Raw genomic sequence first — 23,923 nt, forward strand, 5'->3', positions numbered from 1 at the left:
TTCCCTTAGCGATGACGGAATTCATGGTGTTCAGTCCGGCCGGCAGATATTTGCCGTGGCTGTTGTTGGCGTGCCGAAAGCTGACGACTTTGCGCACCACGCTGCTGCTGGGCTTGCCAGTTGGCTGAACGGCTGTCGTTGCCGCTCAGGGCATTGGCACGATGCGGCCAGGTGTGCTGCTGCGCCGTCTGCGAAATCCGTTTCTGTTGACTTTGCATCTCAGCGTGGCGATTTTCACGCAGCGGCGTGCTTGCGCGCTTCAGGGGTTGCGGTTTGGTGTCATAGCCACGGTAGTTATTGCGCTGAGAAATCTGCTTCAGTTGCTGGTTTGAAGCCTGGCGCTGTGCATCTCTGGTGCCGGTATGCGCCGACTGAGAAAACGTTTTTCCCGTCGATTTCTCCATTTGAGTCAGCGCGGCCTGACGCTGGCTGTCGCGGTTGATCGGTTTTTGCTGCGTCGCACTGAGGCCGGTTGTTGAATGGGTTGAATGGAAACGGCTGTTGAGCTGGTTGGTTGGGTACGGCACGCCTTCACGGTAGGCGGGATTGTGCTGCCAGTTATGGCTGATATTCGTCAGATGCTGGCCGCTGATTTTGTTGAAGTTATCAACGTTGATATTGATGTTGTTGTCGCCGTTGTGGCTATACCCGCCGTGATGATCCCAGTCATCATCGTGGTGATGGTGATCCCAGTCATCGTCGTCATCCCAGTCGATATTACTGAAAATGGCATACGTTGTTGCCACGCCCAGGCTAAAGCCTAAGCCTTTGACCAGGCTGTTGGTGAATTGCTCGCCGGGAGAGGGCGGTAAATAAACGGGTGGATATGCCGTATTGGGCCAGGTTCCATACACGGTATTCGGGTTATAGGCAGGAACGTAAATCACCTGCGGATCGGCGGATTCAATCTTAATGACCGTCGGCGTGGTTGTTGATTCCGTTGTTGTTTTTGTCGAGGCAGGCTTTGTCACGGTGGTGACGGTCTGCTGTGGTGTGGATTGCAATGCGCCGGTTTGCTGCGCCAGTAATCGCAGGCGCTGAACGGAATCCATCACATCTTTAGGCTGCGCGAGGAAAGCATCTCCCAGGTTTTGCACCCACGGCGGGTTTTCGCCCATCAGTGACATCAACTGTGGAAAGGCGACCAGCGACTTAACGCTTGGGTCCCACGGTTGCCCGGCAACGGCCTGGATAGCCGCGTCGCCCTGCATTTTAGGATTGTCTTTTGACCACTGTGCAGCCTGGATAACGTTGGACGGGTAGGTTGATGCCATAAAAATTTGCGACAGCAGGGCATCCGGGTAGAGTGCAACAGGGGCAACCCACTGATCGATTTGCGCGGCGGTATAGGCTGGCGCGGCAGACTGTTGAGCGACGGGAGCAGGGGCGGCAGGTTCCGTTGCGCGGCTTTTGACAAACATCACGCCAGAGGCGGCAAACAGCCCGACACTGCAAAGAAGAACAAGCAGATGTGGCTTAAAGGGCAACTTCATAAAATGACTCCGACGAGACGAGCGCTGTGCCGTAAGGCGTTTATGTAGCCGCGAGTATATTCACCCGTGTTTTACAGTTTTGACTTTTATTGGGGAACCACCCGGTACGTCCGGATAAAGAGTGTGAGTATTTATTACACAATTATATCGGATGGCTGGAAAGTCGTTGGATGTCCAACTTTCGGGGTTCACTTCAATCCGGGCGGTTTTTTTGTGTCTGAAATTCAGTTCACCCCCTGCTATACCATCCTTAACGATTCAGCAAATTATTTAATGTTGCTTTTTTGTAAACAGATTAACACTGTGCAGAAATCCTGCTATGCTGCCCGACGCGGTATCGGGCATTTACCCTACAACCTGCTGTCTCACAGGAGCGTGAAGAGAACGCCCGCCGCATATGACAATGAGAGCGAGGAGAACCGTCGTGCTAGAAGAATACCGTAAGCACGTAGCAGAACGTGCCGCCGAGGGAATTGTACCCAAACCTTTAGATGCAACCCAAATGGCCGCGCTCGTCGAGCTGCTGAAGAACCCGCCTGAGGGCGAAGAAGAATTCCTGTTAGATCTGTTGATCAACCGCGTACCGCCTGGCGTAGATGAAGCTGCCTACGTAAAAGCCGGATTCCTTGCTGCTATCGCCAAAGGCGAAGCCACCTCCCCACTGGTTACTCCTGAAAAAGCCATTGAACTGCTCGGCACCATGCAGGGTGGTTATAACATTCATCCGCTGATTGACGCGCTGGATAACGACACGCTGGCACCGATTGCCGCGAAAGCGCTCTCCTCAACGCTGCTGATGTTCGATAACTTCTACGATGTGGAAGAAAAAGCCAAAGCAGGCAACGTCTATGCGAAGCAGGTGATGCAGTCCTGGGCGGATGCCGAATGGTTCCTGAACCGTCCTGCCCTGGCTGAAAAAATTACCGTCACTGTTTTCAAAGTGACCGGTGAAACTAACACCGATGACCTCTCTCCGGCACCGGATGCATGGTCCCGCCCGGATATCCCTCTGCACGCCCTGGCGATGCTGAAAAACGCCCGTGAAGGGATCGAGCCAGATCAGCCTGGTGTTGTTGGCCCGATCAAGCAGATCGAAGCCCTGCAGCAAAAAGGTTTCCCGCTGGCTTACGTCGGTGATGTTGTGGGTACCGGCTCATCCCGTAAATCCGCCACTAACTCCGTGCTCTGGTTCATGGGCGATGACATTCCGCACGTGCCGAACAAGCGCGGCGGTGGCCTGTGCCTCGGCGGTAAAATTGCACCAATCTTCTTTAACACCATGGAAGATGCGGGCGCGCTGCCAATTGAAGTGGATGTGAGCAACCTGAACATGGGCGACGTGATTGACGTTTACCCGTATAAAGGTGAAGTACGCAACCACGAAACTAACGAGCTGCTGGCCAGCTTCGAGCTGAAAACCGACGTGTTGATCGACGAAGTGCGTGCCGGTGGCCGTATTCCGCTGATCATCGGCCGTGGCCTGACCACCAAAGCGCGTGAAGCGCTGGGTCTGCCGCACAGTGACGTGTTCCGTCAGGCGAAAGATGTGGCGGAAAGCAGCCGCGGTTACTCGCTGGCACAGAAAATGGTCGGTCGCGCGTGCGGCGTAGCCGGTATCCGTCCTGGCGCATACTGCGAACCGAAAATGACCTCCGTAGGCTCTCAGGACACCACTGGCCCAATGACCCGTGACGAACTGAAAGACCTGGCGTGCCTGGGCTTCTCTTCTGACCTGGTGATGCAGTCCTTCTGCCACACTGCGGCGTATCCGAAGCCGGTTGACGTAACCACGCACCACACGCTGCCAGACTTCATCATGAACCGTGGCGGCGTGTCTCTGCGTCCGGGTGATGGCGTCATCCACTCCTGGCTGAACCGTATGCTGCTGCCGGATACCGTGGGTACAGGCGGTGACTCCCATACCCGTTTCCCTATCGGTATCTCCTTCCCGGCGGGCTCTGGTCTGGTGGCGTTTGCTGCGGCGACCGGCGTAATGCCGCTGGATATGCCGGAATCGGTGCTGGTGCGCTTCAAGGGCAAAATGCAGCCGGGTATCACCCTGCGTGACCTGGTTCACGCGATCCCGCTGTATGCCATCAAACAGGGCCTGCTGACCGTTGAGAAGAAAGGTAAGAAAAACATCTTCTCCGGCCGTATCCTGGAAATTGAAGGTCTGCCGGATCTGAAAGTTGAACAGGCGTTCGAGCTGACCGATGCGTCTGCAGAGCGTTCTGCCGCGGGCTGTACCATCAAGCTGAACAAAGAGCCGATTATTGAGTATCTGAACTCTAACATCGTGCTGCTGAAGTGGATGATCGCAGAAGGCTACGGCGACCGTCGCACGCTGGAGCGTCGTATCCAGGGTATGGAAAAATGGCTGGCCGATCCGCAGCTGCTGGAAGCTGACGCTGACGCAGAATATGCGGCAGTGATCGACATCGATCTGGCGGATATTAAAGAGCCAATTCTGTGTGCGCCGAACGATCCGGATGACGCGCGTCCACTCTCTGAAGTGCAGGGCGAGAAGATCGACGAAGTGTTTATCGGTTCCTGCATGACCAACATTGGCCACTTCCGTGCTGCCGGTAAGCTGCTGGATACCCACAAAGGCCAGCTGCCAACCCGCCTGTGGGTGGCACCGCCAACCCGTATGGACGCTGCACAGCTGACCGAAGAGGGTTACTACAGCGTGTTCGGTAAGAGCGGTGCGCGTATCGAAATCCCTGGCTGTTCCCTGTGTATGGGTAACCAGGCGCGCGTGGCCGACGGTGCGACGGTGGTGTCCACTTCGACCCGTAACTTCCCGAACCGTTTAGGGACGGGCGCTAACGTTTACCTGGCCTCTGCGGAGCTGGCGGCGGTTGCGGCGCTGATTGGCAAACTGCCAACGCCGGAAGAGTACCAGACCTTTGTGGCGCAGGTTGATAAGACAGCGGTAGATACCTATCGCTATCTGAACTTCGACCAGCTCTCTCAGTACACCGAGAAGGCTGACGGGGTGATCTTCCAGACCGCGGTATAAATGCTACCCTCTCCCGTGGGAGAGGGGCTGGGGGTGAGGGCACCAGACCGCACCTGACCCATTGCCGGTGGCGCTACGCTTACCGGGCCTACAAAACCCATCGCAACGTCGGTGGGTTTTTTATTTTCATTCCTCCCACCTCCCGCGCTTTTTTTCTTCCTCGCTGCTGCGATAATTACCCTAATGGCTTTGCAGAGGAAAACACTATGGATTACGAATTTCTGCGCGACATCACCGGCGTGGTGAAGGTGCGTATGTCGATGGGCCACGAAGCCGTTGGGCACTGGTTTAACGAAGAGGTGAAAGAGAATCTCGCGCTTCTCGATGAAGTTGAACAGGCGGCGAATACGGTAAAAGGCAGTGAGCGTTCCTGGCAACGAGCCGGGCATGAATACACGTTATGGATGGATGGTGAAGAAGTTATGGTGCGTGCCAACCAGCTTGAATTCTCGGGTGACGAGATGGAAGAGGGGATGAGCTACTATGACGAAGAAAGTCTGTCGCTGTGCGGCGTCGAGGACTTTTTACAGGTAGTGGCGGCGTACCGCGAGTTTATGAAACAGAAGTAAACCGGAGCGTCCTTGCTCCAGCGTTTTTACACGGCCGGAATATTGCGGCCGTAGTAGATTTCGCGCATCTCTTTCCAGAGCAGGTCGGTGATGGCCTTGCGCTCTTCTTCGCTTAACTCTTCCGGTTTGGTATGGAACATGTAGTGCTTAAGGTCGAATTCCTTAAGTAACATCTTGGTATGGAAGATGTTCTCCTGATACACGTTCACGTCCATCATGTCGTACAGCGCCTTCATATCCTCAGACATAAAGTTCTGAATGGAGTTGATCTCATGGTCGATAAAGTGCTTCATGCCGTTGATATCACGGGTAAAACCACGCACGCGATAATCAATGGTCACGATATCGGATTCCAACTGGTGGATTAAATAATTGAGCGCATTCAACGGAGAAATCACGCCGCAGGTCGATACTTCGATATCGGCGCGGAAGGTACACAGCCCGCCCTCCGGGTGGCTCTCCGGGTAGGTGTGAACACAAATATGGCTTTTATCGAGGTGTGCGACGACCACTTCCGGCAGCGGGCCGGGATGCTCGGTTTTGTCGATAAGCTGAGGATCGACCGGCTCTTCACTCACCAGAATGGTGACGCTCGCGCCCTGAGGCTCATAATCCTGACGGGCGATGTTCAGGATATTTGCACCGATGATCGAGCAGGTTTCTGACAGGATCTCGGTCAGACGGTTGGCGTTGTAGAGTTCATCGATATAGGCGATATAACCATCGCGCTCTTCCGCTGTTTTGGCGTAGCAGATATCGTAAATACAAAAACTCAGGCTTTTGGTCAGATTGTTAAAGCCATGCAGTTTGAGTTTTTTCAATTAGTTCACCTCCTTTAAGGACAATGCGTCTTGCAGATATTGTGGCAAGGCAAACGCCGCGGTATGGATGGCCGGATTGTAATAGCGGCATTTAAGACCGGCCTGGTGGAAGCGGGCCTGAACAATTTCGGTTGAGAGATGGCGTAACACATCGTTATCGGTCGCCCAGGCGAAGGTCATGATCCCGCCGTAGTAGGTCGGAATGGCGGCCTGATAGAAACTGACGTCACCAAAGTAAGTGCTTAGCTTGCGATGGCTGTCGAGGGCTTCATCCTGCTGCAGGAAGCAGACGCCGTTTTGTGCCACGAAGATCCCGCCTGGTTTCAGGCAACGCTTGCAGCCTTCGTAGAATGAGGAGGTAAACAGCGACGCGCCCGGACCGATCGGATCGGTGCAGTCGGAGATAATGACATCAAAGGTTTGCGTGGTCTGGTTAACAAAATTGACGCCGTCGTCGATAACCAGCTTAAAGCGCGGATCGTCATAGCTACCGGCATTATGGTTCGGCAGATACTGACGACAGAACGAAACCACACCGGCATCGATTTCCACCATAGTGATGGTTTCGAGGGATTGATGACGGGAGACTTCACGCAGCATGGCACCGTCGCCGCCGCCGATAATCAGCACATGTTTCGCGTGGCCGTGGGCCAGCAGCGGGACGTGGGTCATCATCTCGTGATAGATAAACTCATCGCGCTCGGTGGTTTGCACCACACCGTCCAGCGCCATCACGCGGCCAAAGGCGGCGTTCTCGAAGATGATCAAATCCTGATGATCGGTTTTCTCGTGGTAAAGCACGTTATCCACGGCAAAGTATTGACCAAATTGATCATGCAGCGTTTCATGCCATACCGTTTTTTCGGTCATGGGTTGTCCTCTCCTTCGTTAACATCCTCACATCCAGCAGAAGGGGCGCAACACATTACCGCCGTTGTGAGCGGTTAGCGAGTCAACAAGGGGCGTCGGGAAGGTTACTTCACGTAGGCGAGCAGGCTGAGTGAATCGCGTGCCAGCGCTTTGCATTTTTTAGCAGTGGGAATGCCAATACCGCTCAAATCACGGTAGCTGTCTTCACCGAGCGCCTTCATGTCGAAGCTGTCGTAGTTGCTGAGATCCCATTGGTTCTGCTGGGCAAAAAAGACCAGTGCGCGACGAATTTGCCCGTTGGGTAAATTCTGGTAACCGCAATCGTTTTTCAGAAACACAAAAACTGCCGTCAGATCGGCCATATCTTCTGCTTCGTTTTCACTCAGCGCGTAACTGTTTGCACACATCGCCATCAGGCTACTGAACAAAATTGTTCTGAAAAACGTCTTCATTGCTTTTACCACTGCATCACGGAAAATTAACGTTAGCATACCTGGTGTCAGGGCGACGAGCTTTATTATTGCCGCTGTGCTTGACCTTCCGGTTAGGGGAGGGTTTATGCTCAAAAGATCGCCTGCAGGAAATAAGGAAATGAACATGCAACGTCGTGATTTTTTGAAATATTCCGTTGCGCTGGGTGTTGCCAGCGCGCTACCGCTGTGGAGCCGCGCGGTTTTTGCGGCTGACAGGCCAGCATTACCGATCCCTGAATTACTCACCGCAGATGCCAGTAGCCGTCTCCAGCTTGTCGTGCAATCCGGTAAAACGACCTTCGGTGAACATACCGCCACGACGTGGGGCTATAACGGTAATCTCCTCGGGCCGGCCCTCCAGCTACGCAAGGGGAAAACGGTGACGGTTGATATCCACAATACGCTGGCAGAAGAGAGCACGCTGCACTGGCATGGTCTGGAAGTGCCTGGTGGGGTGGATGGCGGCCCGCAGGGCGTTATTAAAGCCGGTGGTAAGCGCAGCGTAACCTTTACGCCTGACCAGCGCGAGGCGACCTGCTGGTTCCATCCGCATCAACATGGCAAGACGGGTCATCAGGTGGCGATGGGGCTGGCCGGGCTGGTGCTGATTGAAGATGACGAAAGTCGTCTGCTGCGCCTGCCGAAACAGTGGGGCATTGATGATGTCCCGGTGATTGTGCAGGATAAAAAATTCAGCGCAGACGGGCAGATTGACTACCAGCTGGATGTGATGAGCGCGGCGGTGGGCTGGTTTGGTGATACGCTGCTGACCAACGGTGCGATCTACCCGCAGCATGCCGCACCGAAAGGCTGGCTGCGTTTACGGCTGCTCAACGGCTGTAACGCCCGCTCGCTCAATTTTGCTGCCAGCGATAAGCGCCCGCTGTATGTGGTGGCGAGCGACGGTGGTCTGTTGCCGGAGCCGGTGAAGGTGAACGAGCTGCCGATGCTGATGGGAGAACGCTTTGAGGTGCTGGTGGATATCAGCGACGGCAAAGCGTTCGACCTGGTGACCCTGCCGGTCAGCCAGATGGGCATGGCCATCGCGCCTTTTGATAAGCCGCACCCGGTGCTGCGCATTCAGCCGTTGCAGATCGCTGCGTCCGGCACTCTGCCGGATACGTTAACCACGCTGCCTGCGCTCCCTGCGCCTGGTGGGTTAACAGAACGTAAGCTGCAGCTTTCGATGGACCCGATGCTTGATATGATGGGCATGCAGGCGCTGATGGCGAAGTACGGCAATCAGGCAATGGCAGGGATGCACCACGGGCAGATGATGGGCCATATGAACATGGACCACGGCAAAATGGGCGGCATGAATCATGGTGGTCATGGCTTTGATTTCCATAACGCCAACATGATTAACGGCAAAGCCTTCGATATGAACACGCCGATGTTTGCCGCCACGAAAGGGCAGTTTGAACGCTGGGTGATCTCCGGCGAGGGCGACATGATGCTGCATCCGTTCCATATCCACGGCACGCAGTTCCGCATTGTCTCAGAGAACGGTAAAGCGCCGGACGCGCATCGCGCGGGATGGAAAGATACGGTGAGAGTGGAGGGCGGCGTCAGCGAAGTGCTGGTGAAGTTTGACCACGAGGCACCGAAAGAATTTGCCTATATGGCGCACTGCCATCTGCTGGAGCATGAGGATACGGGGATGATGCTGGGGTTCACCGTATAAAAAAAGCCGGGTGGCGGCTTCGCCTTACCCGGCCTACATTTCGCAGGTGCGGCCTGATGCTCTCACCCTGGCCCTCTCCCACAGGGAGAGGGAACAAACACTAAAAACGGCAACTTTCGTTGCCGTTTTGCATTTATTTTGCTTCATCCGGCAGCGCATACGCGACAATATAATCGCCCATCTTCGTGCCAAACGAACCGTGACCCCCCGCAGAGATGACAACGTACTGCTTGCCATTCACTTCATAGGTCATCGGCGTTGCCTGTCCACCAGCTGGCAGACGGCCTTGCCACAGTTTCTCACCGTTGGTCATGTTGTACGCGCGCAGGTAGTTATCTGCGGTTGCCGCGATGAACAGCACGTTACCGGCGGTAGAGATTGGGCCTCCCAGCATTGGCATCCCCATATTGAACGGCACCGGAACCGGCATCGGGAACGGCATGCTGTCCTGTGGCGTACCAATACGTTTTTTCCAGACGATCTGGTTGGTTTTCAGATCCAGACCGGAGATATAACCCCAGGCAGGCTGTTTACATGGCAGACCGAACGGAGAGAGGAACGGGTTCAGCGTCACGCCATACGGCACGCCGTACTGTGGCTGAATACCCGCTTCAGTACCGCTGCCTTTAGCATCTTTCGGTTGTTCCATTGGGTTGCCTGGACCACGCGGGATCAGACGTGAAACGAACGGCAGCGCCATTGGGTTGGCAATCGCCACCTGACGGTTCGGATCAACGGAAATACCGCCCCACTCGAACATCCCCAGGTTACCAGGGAAGACCAGCGTGCCCTGCTCGGAAGGCGGCGTGAAGATGCCTTCGTAGCGCAGTTGATGGAACATCACGCGGCAGACCAGCTGGTCAAACATGGTGGCACCCCACATGTCTGCACCGCTGAGGTCTTTCTTCGGACGGAAGCTCAGGTCAGAGAAGGGCTGCGTTTTGCTGACATAATCGCCTTTCGCTGCACCCTGCGGAACCGGTTTTTCCGGCGCAGGCACGACCAGCTTACCGTTGCTGCGATCCAGCACGAAGATGTTGCCGGTTTTCGCCGGAGCGTAAATCACCGGTACGGTTTTACCGTTAACGGTAATGTCCGCCAGCGTCGGCTGGGACGGCATATCCATATCCCACAGATCGTGGTGAACGGTCTGGTAGCTCCATGCCAGTTTACCGGTGGTCGCGTTCAGCGCCACGATAGCACTCGCGTAACGCTCCTGCTCTGGTGTGCGGTTACCGCCCCAGATATCTGGCGTGGTGACGCCCATCGGCAGGTAGACCAGGTCCAGCTTCGCATCATAGGCAGCAGGAGCCCAGGAGTTTGGCGAGTTAAAGGTAAAGGTGTGTTCGTCCGATGGGATCGCGTTTGGTTCTTTCGCGCCCGGATCGAAGGCCCACAGCAGTTTACCGGTGTTCACGTCGAAGCCACGGATAACGCCTGAGGTTTCACGGGTGGAGAAGTTATCCGTTACCGAACCGGCAATCACGATGGTTTTATCGGTGATGATTGGCGGTGAGGTGGGTTCATACAGACCCGGCGTGGTGTCCGGCATGTTGGTCTGCAGGTTCAGGATACCTTTGTTGGCGAAGGTTTCGCACAGCTTGCCCGTTTCGGCGTTAATCGCGAACAGACGGCCATCGTTTACCGGCAGCATAATGCGGCGCGGACAGTCAGCAATGACTTCCGGGCTGGCATTGTCGGCACGCGCTTCGTGGTAAGAGACGCCACGGCAGGTCACGTGCTGGAACGACGGGTTGGAGTTCAGCTGTGGATCAAAGTGCCATTTCTCTTTACCTGTCGCAGCGTCAAGTGCGAACAGACGCTGGTGCGCTGTACACAGGTAAAGCATGTTGCCCACTTTAATCGGCGTGACTTCGTTGGTCAGTTCGCCCGGATCGTTTGGCATCTTCAGGTCGCCGGTACGGAATACCCAGGCTTCTTTCAGATTTTTAACGTTATCCGCGTTGATCTGCTTCAGTGGAGAGTAGCGTTGGCCTTCCTGGTTACGCCCGTAGGCAGGCCAGTCGCCATCCGCGACCTGCGAGATAGCCGCAGCAGGTGTGGATTGTGCGTTCAGCGTACCGTTAATTTCCTGTGGGTCGTTAAAACCGGCCCAGGTCAGGATACCGCCGGTAATCAGCAGCGCAACGACCAGACCCGCCACAGCGCCGCTGGAAGGCACAATCAGACGACGCCAGACGAACGGCAGGATCAGCCAGATTCCGAAGAAGACCAGAATGTCACTGCGCGGCGTCAGTGCCCAGAAGTCGAAACCAACTTCCCAGACGCCCCAGATCATGGTGGCAAGGAGGAGTGCGGCATACAGCCACAGTGCGGATTGTTTTCTACGTAACAGCAGGATGGTTACGCCAACCATAACCAGACCCGCAATCGGGTAGTACCAGGAGCCGCCAATCGCGACCAGCCATACGCCACCGATTAACAAATACAGCGCGCAGAATGCGGCAAACGCGGCTGTTAATGTCACCAGAAGACGCGGCTGCTTAGTTTTTGTTTCAGCCATAGAAAAGTACTCGTCAGTTTTGTTAATTATTTGCTAGCAATTAATTATAGGTATTAACAAGTGTGATCGGAATCACAAATATTGCTTTTTATAACTCATACGCCAGGCTTATCCATTTGCTGGTATAATGGCTGGCTTGCGTATCGATGCCGGAAAAACACTCATCCGCATTGAGAGATTTTCATTAAAATCATATGGTTAGCAATATGAAACATACTGTTGAAGTGATGATCCCGGAAGCCGAGATCAAAGCGCGTATCGCCGAACTGGGTCGTCAAATCACCGAACATTACAAGGACAGCGGCAGCGAAATGGTGCTGGTGGGTCTGTTGCGTGGCTCTTTCATGTTCATGGCCGACCTGTGCCGTGAAGTGCAGGTGTCACATGAGGTCGATTTTATGACCGCCTCCAGCTACGGCAGCGGCATGTCCACAACCCGTGATGTGAAAATCCTGAAAGATCTGGATGAAGATATTCGTGGCAAAGATGTGTTGATCGTCGAGGACATCATCGACTCCGGCAACACGCTCTCTAAAGTGCGCGAGATCCTGAGCCTCCGTGAACCTAAATCGCTGGCGATTTGTACGCTGCTGGATAAACCTGAGCGCCGTGAAGTGCAGGTTCCGGTGGAGTTTGTCGGTTTCTCAATTCCTGATGAATTCGTGGTTGGCTACGGCATTGACTACGCGCAGCGTTACCGTCATCTGCCGTATGTCGGGAAAGTTGTGTTGCTGGACGAATAATTGTGGTTTGTTGCCCGGTGGCGCTACGCTTACCGGGCCTACGAATGGGCACATGTAGGCCGGGTAAGGCGCAGCCGCCACCCGGCTTTGTTTATTTATGGTTCACATGCTTGAGCTTGAGGTTGGCAATCCCCGAACGGTAACGCTGCTCCAGCGTTTCACGGTTGGTGGCGGTGACTTCCAGGTTGCGCAGCAGGCCATCATGAATGCCATATGCCCAGCCGTGAATCGACACTTTCTGCCCGCGTTTCCACGCGGATTGCATAATCGTGGAGTGTCCCAGGTTATAGACCTGCTCCATCACGTTCAGCTCACACAGCGTGTCGAGACGACGTTCCTGCGGCATTTCGCCCAACAGTGAGCTATGTTTGAACCAGATATCGCGGATGTGCAGCAGCCAGTTATCGATTAACCCCAGTTCCGTATTTTCGACCGCCGCCTGTACGCCGCCGCAGCCGTAGTGACCGCAAATGATGATGTGCTCGACTTCCAGCACGTCAACGGCGTACTGAACAACAGAAAGGCAGTTGAGATCCGTATGAATGACCAGGTTGGCAACGTTACGGTGAACAAACAGTTCACCCGGTTCGAGGCCGGTCAGGCGTTCTGCCGGTACGCGGCTGTCGGAACATCCAATCCATAGAAAGCGCGGATTCTGCGCTTGTGCCAGTTTCCCAAAAAAACCGGGATCTTCTTCCACCAGCATTTTTGACCATAGTGCATTGTTGCTGATGAGTGTATCTATGTCATTCATGGACGTTAACGACCTGTAACCGAGTAATTGCGTTGCGCTACTATAGGGTAACCCGACTTTTAATGAAACCACACAACGTGTGTCAGAACTATAGGTAAGTTTAATTCATGGCGATTGCACTTGAGCTTGAGCAGCTTAAAAAAACCTATCCGGGCGGCGTTCAGGCGCTGCGCGGGATAGATCTTAAGGTAGAGGCGGGAGATTTCTACGCGCTTCTGGGGCCGAATGGAGCAGGGAAATCTACCACTATCGGTATTATCAGTTCGCTGGTTAACAAGTCCTCTGGCCGGGTCAGCGTGTTTGGCTACGATCTGCAAAAAGATGTCGTGAACGCCAAACGCCAGCTGGGGCTGGTGCCGCAGGAGTTCAATTTCAACCCGTTTGAGACGGTGCAGCAGATCGTTGTCAACCAGGCGGGCTACTACGGCGTTGAGCGTAAAGAGGCGGTCGAACGCAGCGAGAAATACCTCAAACAGCTCGATCTGTGGGAAAAGCGTAACGAACGTGCGCGAATGCTCTCCGGTGGGATGAAACGCCGCCTGATGATTGCCCGTGCATTAATGCATGAGCCGAAGCTGCTGATCCTCGATGAGCCAACCGCGGGGGTGGATATCGAACTGCGTCGTTCCATGTGGGGCTTCCTGAAAGATCTCAACGACAAAGGCACCACCATTATCCTGACGACGCACTATCTCGAAGAAGCTGAGATGCTGTGCCGCAATATCGGCATCATTCAGCACGGTGAGCTGGTTGAAAACACCTCGATGAAAAATCTGCTCTCCAAGCTGAAATCAGAAACGTTTATTCTCGACCTTGCCGCGAAAAGCCCGCTGCCGAAGCTGGAAGGGTATCAGTATCGCCTGGTTGATACGTCGACGCTGGAAGTGGAAGTGCTGCGTGAACAGGGTATTAACAGCGTGTTTTCTCAACTGAGCGCTCAGGGGATTCAGGTATTAAGTATGCGTAATAAAGCGAACCGACTGGAAGAGCTGTTTGTCTCTCTGGTGCATGATAAACAAGGAGACAAGGCATGACGCATCTTTACTGGGTCGCGCTGAAAAGCATCTGGGCGAAAGAGATTAACCGCTTTATGCGCATCTGGGTGCAGACCCTGGTGCCGCCGGTCATCACCATGACGCTCTATTTCATCATTTTCGGTAACCTGATTGGTTCTCGTATTGGTGAGATGCACGGTTTTACCTATATGCAGTTTATCGTGCCGGGCCTGATCATGATGGCGGTGATCACCAACGCTTACGCTAACGTGGCGTCGTCATTCTTTAGCGCCAAGTTCCAGCGCAACATTGAAGAGCTGCTGGTGGCCCCGGTGCCGACGCACGTGATCATTGCGGGTTACGTGGGCGGCGGCGTGGCGCGAGGCTTGTGCGTGGGCGTCCTGGTGACGGCCATTTCACTGTTCTTTGTGCCGTTCCAGGTGCACTCGTGGTTGTTTGTCGCGCTGACGCTGTTGCTGACGGCGGTGCTGTTCTCGCTGGCGGGCCTGTTAAATGCCGTATTTGCCAAAACGTTTGACGATATCAGCCTGATCCCCACCTTTGTGCTGACGCCGTTAACCTACCTCGGTGGGGTGTTTTATTCCCTGACGCTGCTGCCGCCGTTCTGGCAGGCGCTGTCGCACCTGAACCCGATTGTATATATGATCAGCGGCTTCCGCTTTGGCTTCCTCGGCATTACCGATGTGCCGTTGTTTACCACGGTGGCGGTGCTGGTGGTGTTTATCGTCGCGTTTTATGCGCTGTGCTGGTATCTGATTCAGCGCGGGCGCGGGCTGCGCAGCTAATCTACCGCCCGGCAACATTCTGGTTGCCGGGCGCTTTTCTTTGATGATTATCACCGTAACCTGACCTTCACTCCGCTAAACTACTCGCCTGCTAAGGAGAGAGTGTATGCTGGGATGGGTAATCACCTGCCATGATGATGAGGCTCAGTCGATTCTCGAACGCCTGGAGATGAAATTTGGACCACTGGCGCAATGCCAGGCGGTTAACTACTGGCGTGGGCTGAGCACCAATATGCTAAGCCGCATGATGTGCGACGCACTGCACCAGACAGACAGCGGTGATGGCGTCATCTTTCTTACCGATAAATCTGGCGCGGCACCTTATCGTTCAGCGGCGTTGTTAAGCCATAAGCACGAAAACTGTGAGGTGATTTCCGGCATCAATTACGCGTTGCTGGAAATGATGTACCCGCTTCGTGAAACCTTAAGTAGCGCCGATTTCCGTAATGCTATCGTTGATCAGCAAGTTCATGGTGTCAGTAGCCTGTGGCATCAGCAGCAGAAAAATCCACCGTTTGTCCTGCTTCATGATTTGTATAAGAATTAAACGTTGGTATTGATGTCGCTTTTGCTACAATGGCGACTGATTTCCCGTATCGATTTATATCCCATGTTCATTCGCGTTATTTTCCTTCTGTTGTTGCTCTCCGGTAGTGCTTCTGCCAGCCTGATGAGTCAGCAAGGCCTCCCTGCTCAATATATGCAAACCACCGAAGATGCAACCATCTGGGCGCAGGTGGGCAATAATGTGGTTAACGTGGGCAATGTGCGGGCCGGGCAGATCCTTGCGGTTGTGCCTGCCGCGGCAGATTACTACGAATTTCGCTTCGGTTTCGGTACTGGCTTTATCGATAAAGGCCACCTTGAGAAGGTGCAGGGAAAACAGCGTGTAGAAGATAGTCTGGGCGATCTGAACAAACCGTTGAGCAATCAAAACCTGATTACCTGGAAAGACACGCCGGTCTATAACGCCCCCAGCAGCGGAAGTGCACCGTTTGGCACATTGAGTTCTAACCTCCGTTACCCGATTCTGAATAAACTCAAAGACCGACTGAACCAGACCTGGTATCAAATCCGTATTGGTAATCGACTTGCCTGGATAAGCAGCCTGGATGCGCAGGAAGATAACGGTATTCCGGTCCTGACCTATCACCATATTTTACGCGATGAAGAGAACACCCGTTTTCGCCATACCTCGACCACAACCAGCGTGCGCGCGTTCAGTAACCAGATGACCTGGCTGCGCGATCAGGGTTACACCACCCTGACGATGTCCCAGCTGGAAGGATACGTGCGTAACAAAATGAATTTACCGGCGAAGTCCGTGGTGCTGACCTTTGATGATGGGCTGAAATCGGTAAGCCGCTACGCGTATCCTGTGCTGAAAGAATACGGCTTTCACGCCACGGCCTTTATTATCTCTTCTCGGATCAAAGGGTATTCACAAAAATGGGACCCAAAATCGCTGCAGTTTATGAGCGTTAAGGAGATTAAGGGTATCCAGGATGTGTTCGATATTCAGTCTCACACTCACTTCCTGCATCGCGTTGACGGCAACAAACATCCCATTTTATTAAGCCGTAGTTACCACGTGATCCTGTTTGATTTTGAACGTTCCCGGCGGGCGCTGGCACAGTTTAACCCGCATGTGCTGTATCTCTCTTATCCGTTTGGCGGATACGATACTAAAGCGGTGAAAGCGGCAAATGATGCCGGTTTTCATCTTGCGGTGACAACGGTGAAAGGAAAGGTGAAGCCTGGCGATAATCCGTTCTTACTGAAACGCTTGTACATCTTAAGAACGGATTCGCTGGAGACGATGTCGCGGCTGATCAGTAATCAGCCGCAGGGGTGAATCAGAAATAATCAATCGTAAACGTGGCGATGGCTTTAAAATTACCTGCTTTGAGCGGGATATTATTGTCTCTTCGCAAATGGGCCATAAAGGGGAGGTCGATACTTGAATTTGCTCCAACCTGATATTGCAGACCTACATAGATATAAGAGGGATCGTTAATAAACGGCTCGCCATGACCGGATGGGTTTGCCTCAAATTCTTGCTCAATTGTCACACCAATGCCAGCGGCAGCATCAGACGTTAAAGTATTTATCATCATATCTCCGATGCCTGAAGTATATGATGTGTTGTTAGAGCTAACTTTATATTTAATCGCTGTGACGTTGTTGCAACCTTTTAACTGGAGATTGAAGTCTTGATGCGGATAAAATCCTTCTCGTATGGAGGAAAACATCATTTCGCCAAAATCGACATTGTTTGTGCCCCCATTAACGACCGTTGCCTGACAAGTTGCAGCGGCAATAGGCAAACTGAAGGTTGACGTTGTTACATTAAACCACCAGGGTTGGTTATCGGTACTTGTATGACCACCAACGGACATACCACCTATTTTTTTAGATTCTTTCGGTGTAATCACCGTAGCGTATGAGGTGTTACCTATAAATTCGCTCGTTTGAATGAGCTTAATCTGCGCTTTCCAGCTATGATCTGGTTGACTGGCGTTTAATGGTAAGTTTGTCCATTGTCCATTACTATATTGAAAATAAGAGCCAACATTCTTATCACTATAAATTCTTACTGCGTAATAAATACCCGGAATATTTGTTGGCCACATCGCGCCGTCTACACCACCAATTGCATCATAAGTGATGTTGGACATCTGCTCCCCATCAGTACCAGCATCACAGTCAGACCACAATGCAGGAGAAAGGGCTGCCTCATAAGGGCCTCCTATTTCAACCCCCTCGCTTGGAAACTGGCCCGTAGGAACGGCATGAAAATAAACGGGCGAGCTGGCAAGTGTATTGACGATAGTGGATGTCCCACCTTCACCATTCTCCCCAAAATGGCATTCTCCCCATGCGTAGCCCTGCACAAGCAGCAACATGACAGTTGTACATATGGAGCCCGTTAAACGTCCTTTAAAATTCATAAGATTATCCTCCCTGTCTTATTTAGCGGTATGTCGCATTCACAACAACCCGGCTGGTCACTTTCCCTGATGCAACTGGGCCGGTATTTTGCAGGCGAGCATAAAATTGATATTCCTTCGCCCAGTCAGTAGCTCCTGCATCAAGCAATACACTGGAACTCCCATCGCTATTCAGAACGTTGGTATTCAATTCCTTTGAAAAAATGACTACGCCAGTATTATCAGCGCCGCCTTCAGCAACCGCTGTTTCATTAATAAAAACCTGGCGTGAGCCGACAGGCCATTGCTGGCTCTGCGGTTGAAAGCTGAAATTCAGCTTGTTAATGGTACTGCCGGTCGAACAACTTTCTACTTTTACGGAAAATTCCGTACCCGCCGCGGCATCCGTGGGTTGCAGGCGTGAGCTACCATCACCATTATAAAACCAGCTCTTGCTTACAATCGGTAGATGCACTTTTCCGTCGCCTGGAATAGATATCTGGCAGGTATTTTCTACGATATTGGCATTGAGCGTAACATCCATGCCTGTCTCAACGGACAGGCATGGGGCAGACCAATACCAGCTTATAAGCCCGGCAAAGAACACTGTTCTTTTCAGGACATTATTGTTTGATATTTTCGACATGGTGGCTCTGCCCCTGCTTATTATTATTGGTAAGTCACAACAAACGTAACAGGTGCGCTAACGTCACCGGTGGTTACATCAGCAATTGCTTTGTCCTTAGCGATCACGATACGCGCAGCCATATTGAAATTGGCTGTACCGCCGCTGATGGTGACGTTTTGTACGGGTTTAGTGTTACAGCTCATCAGTGTTCCTGAACCCGCAGTACCTTTCCATACTTCAAATGCTGTGGCATTTGATGCATCGAAAGAATCGCCCGTATGCGCGTCACCTGAGCACGTCCCGCCTGAACCTGCGGTTGCTTCTACGCTAGCGCTTCTTACACCAGCACAACCACTGAACGCGATTTTAAACGGCTCGCTGCGACTTTGTGCTATCAGGTCAGATTTGAATACGTCACCAAAAGCCAGGGTGCTAATAGGTTGACCGCCAGCATTCTGGAGCTGCGCGGTACAGGTTCCTGCTTCTACCGTTGTGGTAAAGGTTGCCTGTACGCTCGGGGTTCCCGTAATAGCGCTGGATGCGGATGCGGAAATAAGACCGGCAGAAACTGCCAGAGCAATGAGTGTGGATGTTTTCATGTTCATTGTTGCGTATCCTTCCGCTTACTGATATTCAAAGTTAAAAGTGGCAATTGCACTAAAATCACCGGTTGTAGCCGAGCCGCTTTTCGTTTCCACAAGGCGGGCAATCAACGCGACTTCCTGACTGGTAATTTCCTGACTGCTCCATACAAGGCGCTTATCGTCATCAGCCGAGTTAATCGTAAACGGCGCAGTTGGTGCAGATGCACGTGCGATGGAAACGCCCGTGTAATCAGCTTTACCCGTCGTTACTCCGTTTGTTATTGCGGTATCAAGGTAGCCGGACTTCGAACCAGAAATGGTTGTTTTCAATCCTGCCAGGCTGGCCGGGCATTCAATGATTTTCAGCTTGAATGTGGTAGAGGCGCTTTCAGAACCACTGGCAATGTCTGCCAGCGAAATTTTTCCGCCTGCACCAATAGGAATGATATTGGCCTTACCATCGCCTGTACCGCCTTCGATTTTCATGTCGCAGGTGGTTTCACGCAGCAGAGCGGTGAAAGTCACATCAAGGTTAGTACCCGCAGCAAAGGTCTGAGAACTTACCGCCAGAGCCAAAAAGGCAGCAAGACGCGTAAGTGACATTGTTTTCTTCATTAAAATAACTCCCTGTTAAAAAAGCATTACATCTGGCAAATCTGGTTGGTGAGCATGGTTGTCAGGCCAACTTTCTGAGCTGATGGTGTGATTTGATACGTCACGGTACAGGCGCCATCGGCACCGCTACTCCAGACGACACGTAATTTTCCGCTCTCTCCGATCCCGCGCACATAGGCCTGGCCTGCCTGACCTACGGAGCCGACAGACTGACCCTTTTCGTCGATGACATCGGCACCGAGTGGAATAAAGCTGTTATCTGAACGATGCAGATCGAGTAGCAGTGAGCGACCCTGATCGGTTTCGAAATCCACCCGCACGATCGCCCCGCTACGCGGTACAGTCACCGTACTGGTGCTTTTCACTTCAACGTCGGATTCCAGTTTGGAAATATCGATACCAACCGTATTCTCGCGGTATGCTGACAGATACGGCATGATGGCGTAGCCAGAGCTACCAATTACACCGTCGCCAACGCTTAACCTGGCACCTTTCGCGCCCGGAGCATTGACTAACGCCAGCGTATCGGTGTCGCCAATGCTGCCCGGCGACAGTGTGACACCGCCTGAATGCATCAACATTCCCCCGCTGTAGCTCAAGGAATACTGCTGGCTGTTATCGTCGGAAGCCGAAGCAGAAATACTCATCGGTCCGTATGGACTGTTATAGCTGCCATAGCCGCCAACCTGGTTAAGATCGCCGCTATCTGCGTGGCTGGTACTGGCGTTTACGCTATAGCTAAAGCGGTAATCATCGGTATTACCGTTTGCACTGGTGTTGAACGCAGTGCTTTTTTTGAAGTCCGAGTTCATGCTCATATTGACGCTTGAGAATCCGCCCGGATGCTTCTTATGGCCCAGCAGGTTTTCCAGCGGGATACTCAGGTTCAGATATACGCTGTCATCTTTTTCACCGTATTCGTCATAGCTGCGTTGCAGCGAGACGCTATAGCTCCCCAGCCAGAATGAGTTGTTATAACCCACTGAATATTGGGAGGTTGAGCTGGACTCGGTCCAGTAGTCCTGCCAGCTTCCGGTGACGTACAACGAGCCATACTCATTTTGACCATCGGAGATCGGTTGGCTGACGTTAAGCTGGACCTGATTTTTCATACGCTGGAAATGGTTGTACACGTCTTCGCCGGTACGATCCGGGTTACGAGCACTATCGCGGTATTTGACGTCCTCCGCGAGTGAGGCAGCATCGTTCAGCGTCAGGTAATCTTCCGTTGAGAAACGATACGCCGCCACGTTAAACGAGGTATTCGTATTTTCAACGAGCTTACTCCAGGAAAGGCGATAGCTCTGACCAGTCAGATTACCTACGCCATCGACATCAGCATCGGAGTGCGTAATATCCAGCGCAAAGGCACCGAGCGGAGTATTCATGGCGATACCCGCCAGCCCGGAGAAATAGCCCGTGTCCATGTATTGCAGGCCGGTGTAACCTGTGAAGGTGTTATTCAGGCCATAATATCCAGTGGCGTAACCGAGGCGTGGCTTATCGCGCAGGCCATTGTCGTGGAGTTCACCCACGCCAATATCCCAGCGACTATAGCCTGGACGAAGCATCTGGCTGACGGATGAGTAAGGGACGGAGAAGGTACGTATGCTCCCGTCTGATTCTTCAACCGTGACAACCAGATCGCTGCCGTAACCAGTGGTACTCAGATCGTTAATCTCGAAAGCACCCGGTGGAACCGTGCTTTCATAGATTTTATTTCCGCTCTGCGTAACTGTAACTTTGGCGTTACTCTTGGCCACGCCGCGAATAGTTGGTGCATAGGTTGAAATACCACCAGGCAGCATACGGTCGTCGTTATACATGCGCATGCCACGCAGGCTTAACGAGTTGAAGGTATCGCCTCGGGTAAAGGAGTCACCTATCAGTAACTGCGCACGCAGCGGGGTAATGTCACGCTGAAGATAAATATCCTGGCTTGAGTAATCGGAACCGCTCTCCTGATCCCAGTTGAGTGTGCCGCGTGAACGCAACCGCCATGGCCCCATATTGAAACCATATTTTAGCCCAGCGTATGCCGTATCGCGTGCGCCATCCGTACTGTCTGAATGCCAGGCATTAAGATCGTAGGACAGTATACCGGCCGTAATTCCGTCTTCCCAAAGCGAAGGATCAACATAGCCATAAGGACGGCGTTCTACATAAATTTGTGGAACGGAGAGGCTTAATTCCTGCGTACCGGTATTGTAATCCCAAGAAGAACCTGCGAACGTCTGGCTGATATTGATACAAATTTCTTCACTTTCTTCAGCGGCCTCTTTGCTAATCGCTCCTTCTACCGCGTCTCTTTTGATACCAATTTGCATCAAAAACTTTGGCGTGAAGCAAGGCGCTGCTCGCGGCGTTCCGTTGTCTTTAAAGGTAAACTCTGTCAGCAGTTTCTTCTGACCATTCAGGATAATTTGCGTTTTAAAGGTGCCAGGAACGACCGGGTTCCCCTGAGAAAAGCGGCTAACGTCTATATTGGTCCCTGTATTAAACAGAAACTGATCGTTGAATTCGACCTCTTCACTACCAGAGGATGGCACAGCAGTTTTTTCAGCTGCTAAAGACGCAGTCTGAAGCGCTGCGCAAATGGCAATACAAAGAAATGAGCGGCGAAATAACATTGCTATCACTAATCCGTTAGCTGCTAATTATTAGAGAAAATTTATGGATTATCAGGCGTCTTAATTAACAGTCGCCTCATGTTTCTCCGAGCCTCCAAAATCATTAATGGAGGTATAAGTTAATTTTTTAACTTGCGCCGAGCCTGCGTTCTTCATTTCATAAGATTGGGTAGCAAACGGGGCGACAACATGCGGTTCTATTTCGATTGGCTTACCGCCCGCGCTGACCTCAATTTTGGCAACGGAAACGTAATAAGGTGAGTCGTTACGCGCGACAAGTGAGCTTGCCTGTTGCGACCATTTCAGTTGGGATGCTGCAGTAGACGCGTCGCCTTTCAGATTGTCAGGACGGAAAAACATTTTGATACGCGTACGGAATGCCAGTTGCAGCATGTTTTGGGCGTCGGCACCTTTGGTTTTAGGTGGAACCTCAAGTACGTTAAACCAGTACATTGTCTCTCTGTCCTGCGGCAGAGATTGTCCAAGCCAGGTTATACGAACGGTCTGCCCTTTGGCTGGATCGACGCGGGAGACAGGTGGTGTGACGATAAACGGTAATTTCAATTCTTGTGGGTTGGTTGAGTCACGACCATCATCAAGCCAGGTTTGCACCAGCAAAGGCTTATTACCACGGTTTTCCATCTTGACAGTGACATCTTTGGCTGACGCCGGATAGATAACGCGGGTGCCAGAAATAACGATATCCGCAAGAGCAGAATGAGAGACAGCAAAAGCCGCACTGAAAATAAGTGCGGTCATACACATTTTAAAAGGGCGCATAGTATTCATCCATTAAATAAAAATGCGCCCACCTCATCCGTGAGCGCATGGTAACAATGAGGCTATTATTCGTAGCTCATGGTGAAAGTAACGTTGCTGCTTACTTTACCGGCGGTTACATCGTTGGTGCCAGCCGCCCAGTTAGCGCTAGGAACGTATGCAACGCGGTAGGCCAGGGTGCCTTCACCAGCGGTCAGACCTGCCTTCTGGGTGTTGTTTTCTGGCTGACCGATCAGTACGCGATCGCTGTTAGCAGTGGTGTTGTTGTACAGCGCCAGGCTTACGTTGTCAGCGTGGCCAGCAACAGTTGGGTCAGCTTTCAGAGTGCCGTTAGACAGGTCAGCGAATTGCTGAGAAGTAAAGGTTGCAGATGCTTTAGTCAGGCTTTCCGGGCATTTGCTCAGGTGCAGTTCAAACTCTTTAGAACCTACGCCTGCATCAACGGTGGTACCTTCAACGTCTGCTTTTTTAACAACTGGCAGGGTTACGGTGACGTTGTTTGCGTCAACACCGTTGTTGGTAGTAATAATGCAAGTTGTATCAGTTACCGCACCGTCAAAAGTGATCAGACCAACGTCATCAGCCATTGCAGAGACAGAACCCATTGCCATTACAGCCACAGACGCAGCTAAAACAGTTTTCTTAAACATATAAAACATCCATTTATTAGAAAAGATTATTCAAAAATTGGTGCTTATAGATAAAGCGAAAGAAATATAATATTGTTTCTTTGTAACCAATAGTGAGAATTGCTTCAATGTGATTTGAGTGAATCTAAATTGACATATTTAAGGTTTAAAAAACAAAACGTTACGATTGTTTTTTTAAATATGTATAGAGAGGGTTACACGTTCAGTTAATTCAAATAATATTAATCATGATGAGTGATTTATTCATGATAAATATAATGCCAAATGTTTCTGGAAATATAATTGCTCAGGTTATAATTATATGCAACTTATTTTTCCCTTAAAAAGGGGGCGGTAAGTGTTTGATATTTGC

The 23,923-nt window shown here is 52.2% G+C and carries 21 protein-coding genes; 8 read left to right on the top strand and 13 right to left on the bottom strand.

Annotated features, from left to right (window positions below; all coding sequences use genetic code 11):
* Window positions 1-5 precede the first annotated feature (5 nt).
* Complete coding sequence (locus EoCCA6_RS15940) at window positions 6-1,493, bottom strand: DUF3300 domain-containing protein (protein WP_152083473.1); 1,488 nt, start codon at window positions 1,491-1,493, stop codon at window positions 6-8.
* Between the two features lie 424 nt (window positions 1,494-1,917).
* Between EoCCA6_RS15940 and acnB the strand changes: the two genes are divergently transcribed.
* Together acnB and yacL are read left to right on the top strand one after the other, a co-directional pair.
* Entirely contained in the window at window positions 1,918-4,515 is a 2,598-nt protein-coding gene (gene acnB, locus EoCCA6_RS15945) for a bifunctional aconitate hydratase 2/2-methylisocitrate dehydratase (protein ID WP_152083474.1), read from the top strand.
* Window positions 4,516-4,721: 206 nt separating this feature from the next.
* On the top strand, window positions 4,722-5,084 hold the full coding sequence (yacL, locus tag EoCCA6_RS15950) for a protein YacL (RefSeq protein ID WP_047360402.1): 363 nt from the start codon (window positions 4,722-4,724) through the stop codon (window positions 5,082-5,084).
* Between the two features lie 26 nt (window positions 5,085-5,110).
* On the opposite strand, the gene speD is transcribed toward yacL, so the two are convergent.
* The 3 genes from speD to EoCCA6_RS15965 all read right to left on the bottom strand — a co-directional run bounded on the left by speD (window position 5,111) and on the right by EoCCA6_RS15965 (window position 7,227).
* Entirely contained in the window at window positions 5,111-5,905 is a 795-nt protein-coding gene (speD, locus tag EoCCA6_RS15955; protein WP_152083475.1) for an adenosylmethionine decarboxylase, read from the bottom strand.
* Complete coding sequence (speE, locus tag EoCCA6_RS15960; RefSeq protein ID WP_152083476.1) at window positions 5,906-6,775, bottom strand: polyamine aminopropyltransferase; 870 nt, start codon at window positions 6,773-6,775, stop codon at window positions 5,906-5,908. It lies immediately after the preceding gene.
* Between the two features lie 104 nt (window positions 6,776-6,879).
* On the bottom strand, window positions 6,880-7,227 hold the full coding sequence (locus EoCCA6_RS15965; protein WP_025756784.1) for a YacC family pilotin-like protein: 348 nt from the start codon (window positions 7,225-7,227) through the stop codon (window positions 6,880-6,882).
* A 145-nt stretch (window positions 7,228-7,372) separates the two neighbouring features.
* On the opposite strand from EoCCA6_RS15965, the gene cueO reads away from it, so the two are divergent.
* On the top strand, window positions 7,373-8,932 hold the full coding sequence (gene cueO, locus EoCCA6_RS15970) for a multicopper oxidase CueO (protein WP_152083477.1): 1,560 nt from the start codon (window positions 7,373-7,375) through the stop codon (window positions 8,930-8,932).
* Between the two features lie 133 nt (window positions 8,933-9,065).
* On the opposite strand, the gene EoCCA6_RS15975 is transcribed toward cueO, so the two are convergent.
* A complete protein-coding gene (locus EoCCA6_RS15975; protein ID WP_152083478.1) occupies window positions 9,066-11,456 on the bottom strand; it encodes a glucose/quinate/shikimate family membrane-bound PQQ-dependent dehydrogenase in 2,391 nt (796 codons plus the stop codon).
* A gap of 206 nt (window positions 11,457-11,662) precedes the next feature.
* On the opposite strand from EoCCA6_RS15975, the gene hpt reads away from it, so the two are divergent.
* Entirely contained in the window at window positions 11,663-12,199 is a 537-nt protein-coding gene (gene hpt / locus EoCCA6_RS15980; protein WP_152083479.1) for a hypoxanthine phosphoribosyltransferase, read from the top strand.
* A 91-nt stretch (window positions 12,200-12,290) separates the two neighbouring features.
* On the opposite strand, the gene can is transcribed toward hpt, so the two are convergent.
* On the bottom strand, window positions 12,291-12,953 hold the full coding sequence (gene can / locus EoCCA6_RS15985) for a carbonate dehydratase (RefSeq protein WP_003856301.1): 663 nt from the start codon (window positions 12,951-12,953) through the stop codon (window positions 12,291-12,293).
* A gap of 107 nt (window positions 12,954-13,060) precedes the next feature.
* On the opposite strand from can, the gene EoCCA6_RS15990 reads away from it, so the two are divergent.
* The 4 genes from EoCCA6_RS15990 to EoCCA6_RS16005 all read left to right on the top strand — a co-directional run bounded on the left by EoCCA6_RS15990 (window position 13,061) and on the right by EoCCA6_RS16005 (window position 16,609).
* Entirely contained in the window at window positions 13,061-13,987 is a 927-nt protein-coding gene (locus EoCCA6_RS15990) for an ABC transporter ATP-binding protein (RefSeq protein ID WP_152083480.1), read from the top strand.
* Window positions 13,984-14,754 (top strand): ABC transporter permease, encoded by a 771-nt coding sequence (locus EoCCA6_RS15995; protein ID WP_152083481.1) that lies wholly within the window; start codon window positions 13,984-13,986, stop codon window positions 14,752-14,754. The genes EoCCA6_RS15990 and EoCCA6_RS15995 overlap by 4 nt, the downstream gene beginning before the upstream one ends.
* Window positions 14,755-14,860: 106 nt before the next feature.
* Entirely contained in the window at window positions 14,861-15,301 is a 441-nt protein-coding gene (locus tag EoCCA6_RS16000; RefSeq protein WP_152083482.1) for a PTS sugar transporter subunit IIA, read from the top strand.
* Between the two features lie 63 nt (window positions 15,302-15,364).
* On the top strand, window positions 15,365-16,609 hold the full coding sequence (locus EoCCA6_RS16005; protein ID WP_152084470.1) for a polysaccharide deacetylase family protein: 1,245 nt from the start codon (window positions 15,365-15,367) through the stop codon (window positions 16,607-16,609).
* 1 nt (window position 16,610) lies between these two features.
* On the opposite strand, the gene EoCCA6_RS16010 is transcribed toward EoCCA6_RS16005, so the two are convergent.
* The 7 genes from EoCCA6_RS16010 to EoCCA6_RS16040 form a co-directional block, all read right to left on the bottom strand.
* On the bottom strand, window positions 16,611-17,705 hold the full coding sequence (locus tag EoCCA6_RS16010; RefSeq protein ID WP_152083483.1) for a fimbrial protein: 1,095 nt from the start codon (window positions 17,703-17,705) through the stop codon (window positions 16,611-16,613).
* A 22-nt stretch (window positions 17,706-17,727) separates the two neighbouring features.
* A complete protein-coding gene (locus EoCCA6_RS16015) occupies window positions 17,728-18,330 on the bottom strand; it encodes a fimbrial-like protein (protein ID WP_152083484.1) in 603 nt (200 codons plus the stop codon).
* A 23-nt stretch (window positions 18,331-18,353) separates the two neighbouring features.
* Window positions 18,354-18,911: a fimbrial protein gene (locus EoCCA6_RS16020; RefSeq protein WP_373308873.1), complete on the bottom strand. Its 558-nt coding sequence runs from the start codon at window positions 18,909-18,911 to the stop codon at window positions 18,354-18,356.
* Between the two features lie 24 nt (window positions 18,912-18,935).
* Window positions 18,936-19,511, bottom strand: a complete 576-nt coding sequence (locus EoCCA6_RS16025; protein ID WP_152083486.1) for a fimbrial protein — start codon at window positions 19,509-19,511, stop codon at window positions 18,936-18,938.
* A 26-nt stretch (window positions 19,512-19,537) separates the two neighbouring features.
* Window positions 19,538-22,141: an outer membrane usher protein gene (locus EoCCA6_RS16030; protein ID WP_152083487.1), complete on the bottom strand. Its 2,604-nt coding sequence runs from the start codon at window positions 22,139-22,141 to the stop codon at window positions 19,538-19,540.
* Window positions 22,142-22,201: 60 nt separating this feature from the next.
* The gene (locus EoCCA6_RS16035) at window positions 22,202-22,906 is read right to left on the bottom strand and encodes a fimbrial chaperone (protein ID WP_373308875.1); all 705 of its coding nucleotides are present in this window, start codon (window positions 22,904-22,906) and stop codon (window positions 22,202-22,204) included.
* Window positions 22,907-22,986: 80 nt separating this feature from the next.
* Window positions 22,987-23,571 carry a fimbrial protein gene (locus tag EoCCA6_RS16040; RefSeq protein ID WP_152083489.1) on the bottom strand — a complete coding sequence of 195 codons (585 nt, stop codon included), beginning with the start codon at window positions 23,569-23,571 and terminating at the stop codon, window positions 22,987-22,989.
* Between the last annotated feature and the right edge of the window lie 352 nt (window positions 23,572-23,923).

The organism is Enterobacter oligotrophicus (genome assembly GCF_009176645.1).
GTDB lineage: Bacteria > Pseudomonadota > Gammaproteobacteria > Enterobacterales > Enterobacteriaceae > Enterobacter > Enterobacter oligotrophicus.

Bases quoted from the DNA above. Each gene is read 5' to 3' on its own strand.
- EoCCA6_RS15940 (WP_152083473.1), bottom strand. From the start codon at position 1,493: ATGAAGTTGCCCTTTAAGCCACATCTGCTTGTTCTTCTTTGCAGTGTC.
- yacL (WP_047360402.1), top strand. From the start codon at position 4,722: ATGGATTACGAATTTCTGCGCGACATCACCGGCGTGGTGAAGGTGCGT.
- speE (WP_152083476.1), bottom strand. From the start codon at position 6,775: ATGACCGAAAAAACGGTATGGCATGAAACGCTGCATGATCAATTTGGT.
- EoCCA6_RS15965 (WP_025756784.1), bottom strand. From the start codon at position 7,227: ATGAAGACGTTTTTCAGAACAATTTTGTTCAGTAGCCTGATGGCGATG.
- cueO (WP_152083477.1), top strand. From the start codon at position 7,373: ATGCAACGTCGTGATTTTTTGAAATATTCCGTTGCGCTGGGTGTTGCC.
- EoCCA6_RS15975 (WP_152083478.1), bottom strand. From the start codon at position 11,456: ATGGCTGAAACAAAAACTAAGCAGCCGCGTCTTCTGGTGACATTAACA.
- hpt (WP_152083479.1), top strand. From the start codon at position 11,663: ATGAAACATACTGTTGAAGTGATGATCCCGGAAGCCGAGATCAAAGCG.
- can (WP_003856301.1), bottom strand. From the start codon at position 12,953: ATGAATGACATAGATACACTCATCAGCAACAATGCACTATGGTCAAAA.
- EoCCA6_RS15990 (WP_152083480.1), top strand. From the start codon at position 13,061: ATGGCGATTGCACTTGAGCTTGAGCAGCTTAAAAAAACCTATCCGGGC.
- EoCCA6_RS15995 (WP_152083481.1), top strand. From the start codon at position 13,984: ATGACGCATCTTTACTGGGTCGCGCTGAAAAGCATCTGGGCGAAAGAG.
- EoCCA6_RS16000 (WP_152083482.1), top strand. From the start codon at position 14,861: ATGCTGGGATGGGTAATCACCTGCCATGATGATGAGGCTCAGTCGATT.
- EoCCA6_RS16005 (WP_152084470.1), top strand. From the start codon at position 15,365: ATGTTCATTCGCGTTATTTTCCTTCTGTTGTTGCTCTCCGGTAGTGCT.
- EoCCA6_RS16010 (WP_152083483.1), bottom strand. From the start codon at position 17,705: ATGAATTTTAAAGGACGTTTAACGGGCTCCATATGTACAACTGTCATG.
- EoCCA6_RS16015 (WP_152083484.1), bottom strand. From the start codon at position 18,330: ATGTCGAAAATATCAAACAATAATGTCCTGAAAAGAACAGTGTTCTTT.
- EoCCA6_RS16020 (WP_373308873.1), bottom strand. From the start codon at position 18,911: ATGAAAACATCCACACTCATTGCTCTGGCAGTTTCTGCCGGTCTTATT.
- EoCCA6_RS16025 (WP_152083486.1), bottom strand. From the start codon at position 19,511: ATGAAGAAAACAATGTCACTTACGCGTCTTGCTGCCTTTTTGGCTCTG.
- EoCCA6_RS16030 (WP_152083487.1), bottom strand. From the start codon at position 22,141: ATGTTATTTCGCCGCTCATTTCTTTGTATTGCCATTTGCGCAGCGCTT.
- EoCCA6_RS16035 (WP_373308875.1), bottom strand. From the start codon at position 22,906: ATGTGTATGACCGCACTTATTTTCAGTGCGGCTTTTGCTGTCTCTCAT.
- EoCCA6_RS16040 (WP_152083489.1), bottom strand. From the start codon at position 23,571: ATGTTTAAGAAAACTGTTTTAGCTGCGTCTGTGGCTGTAATGGCAATG.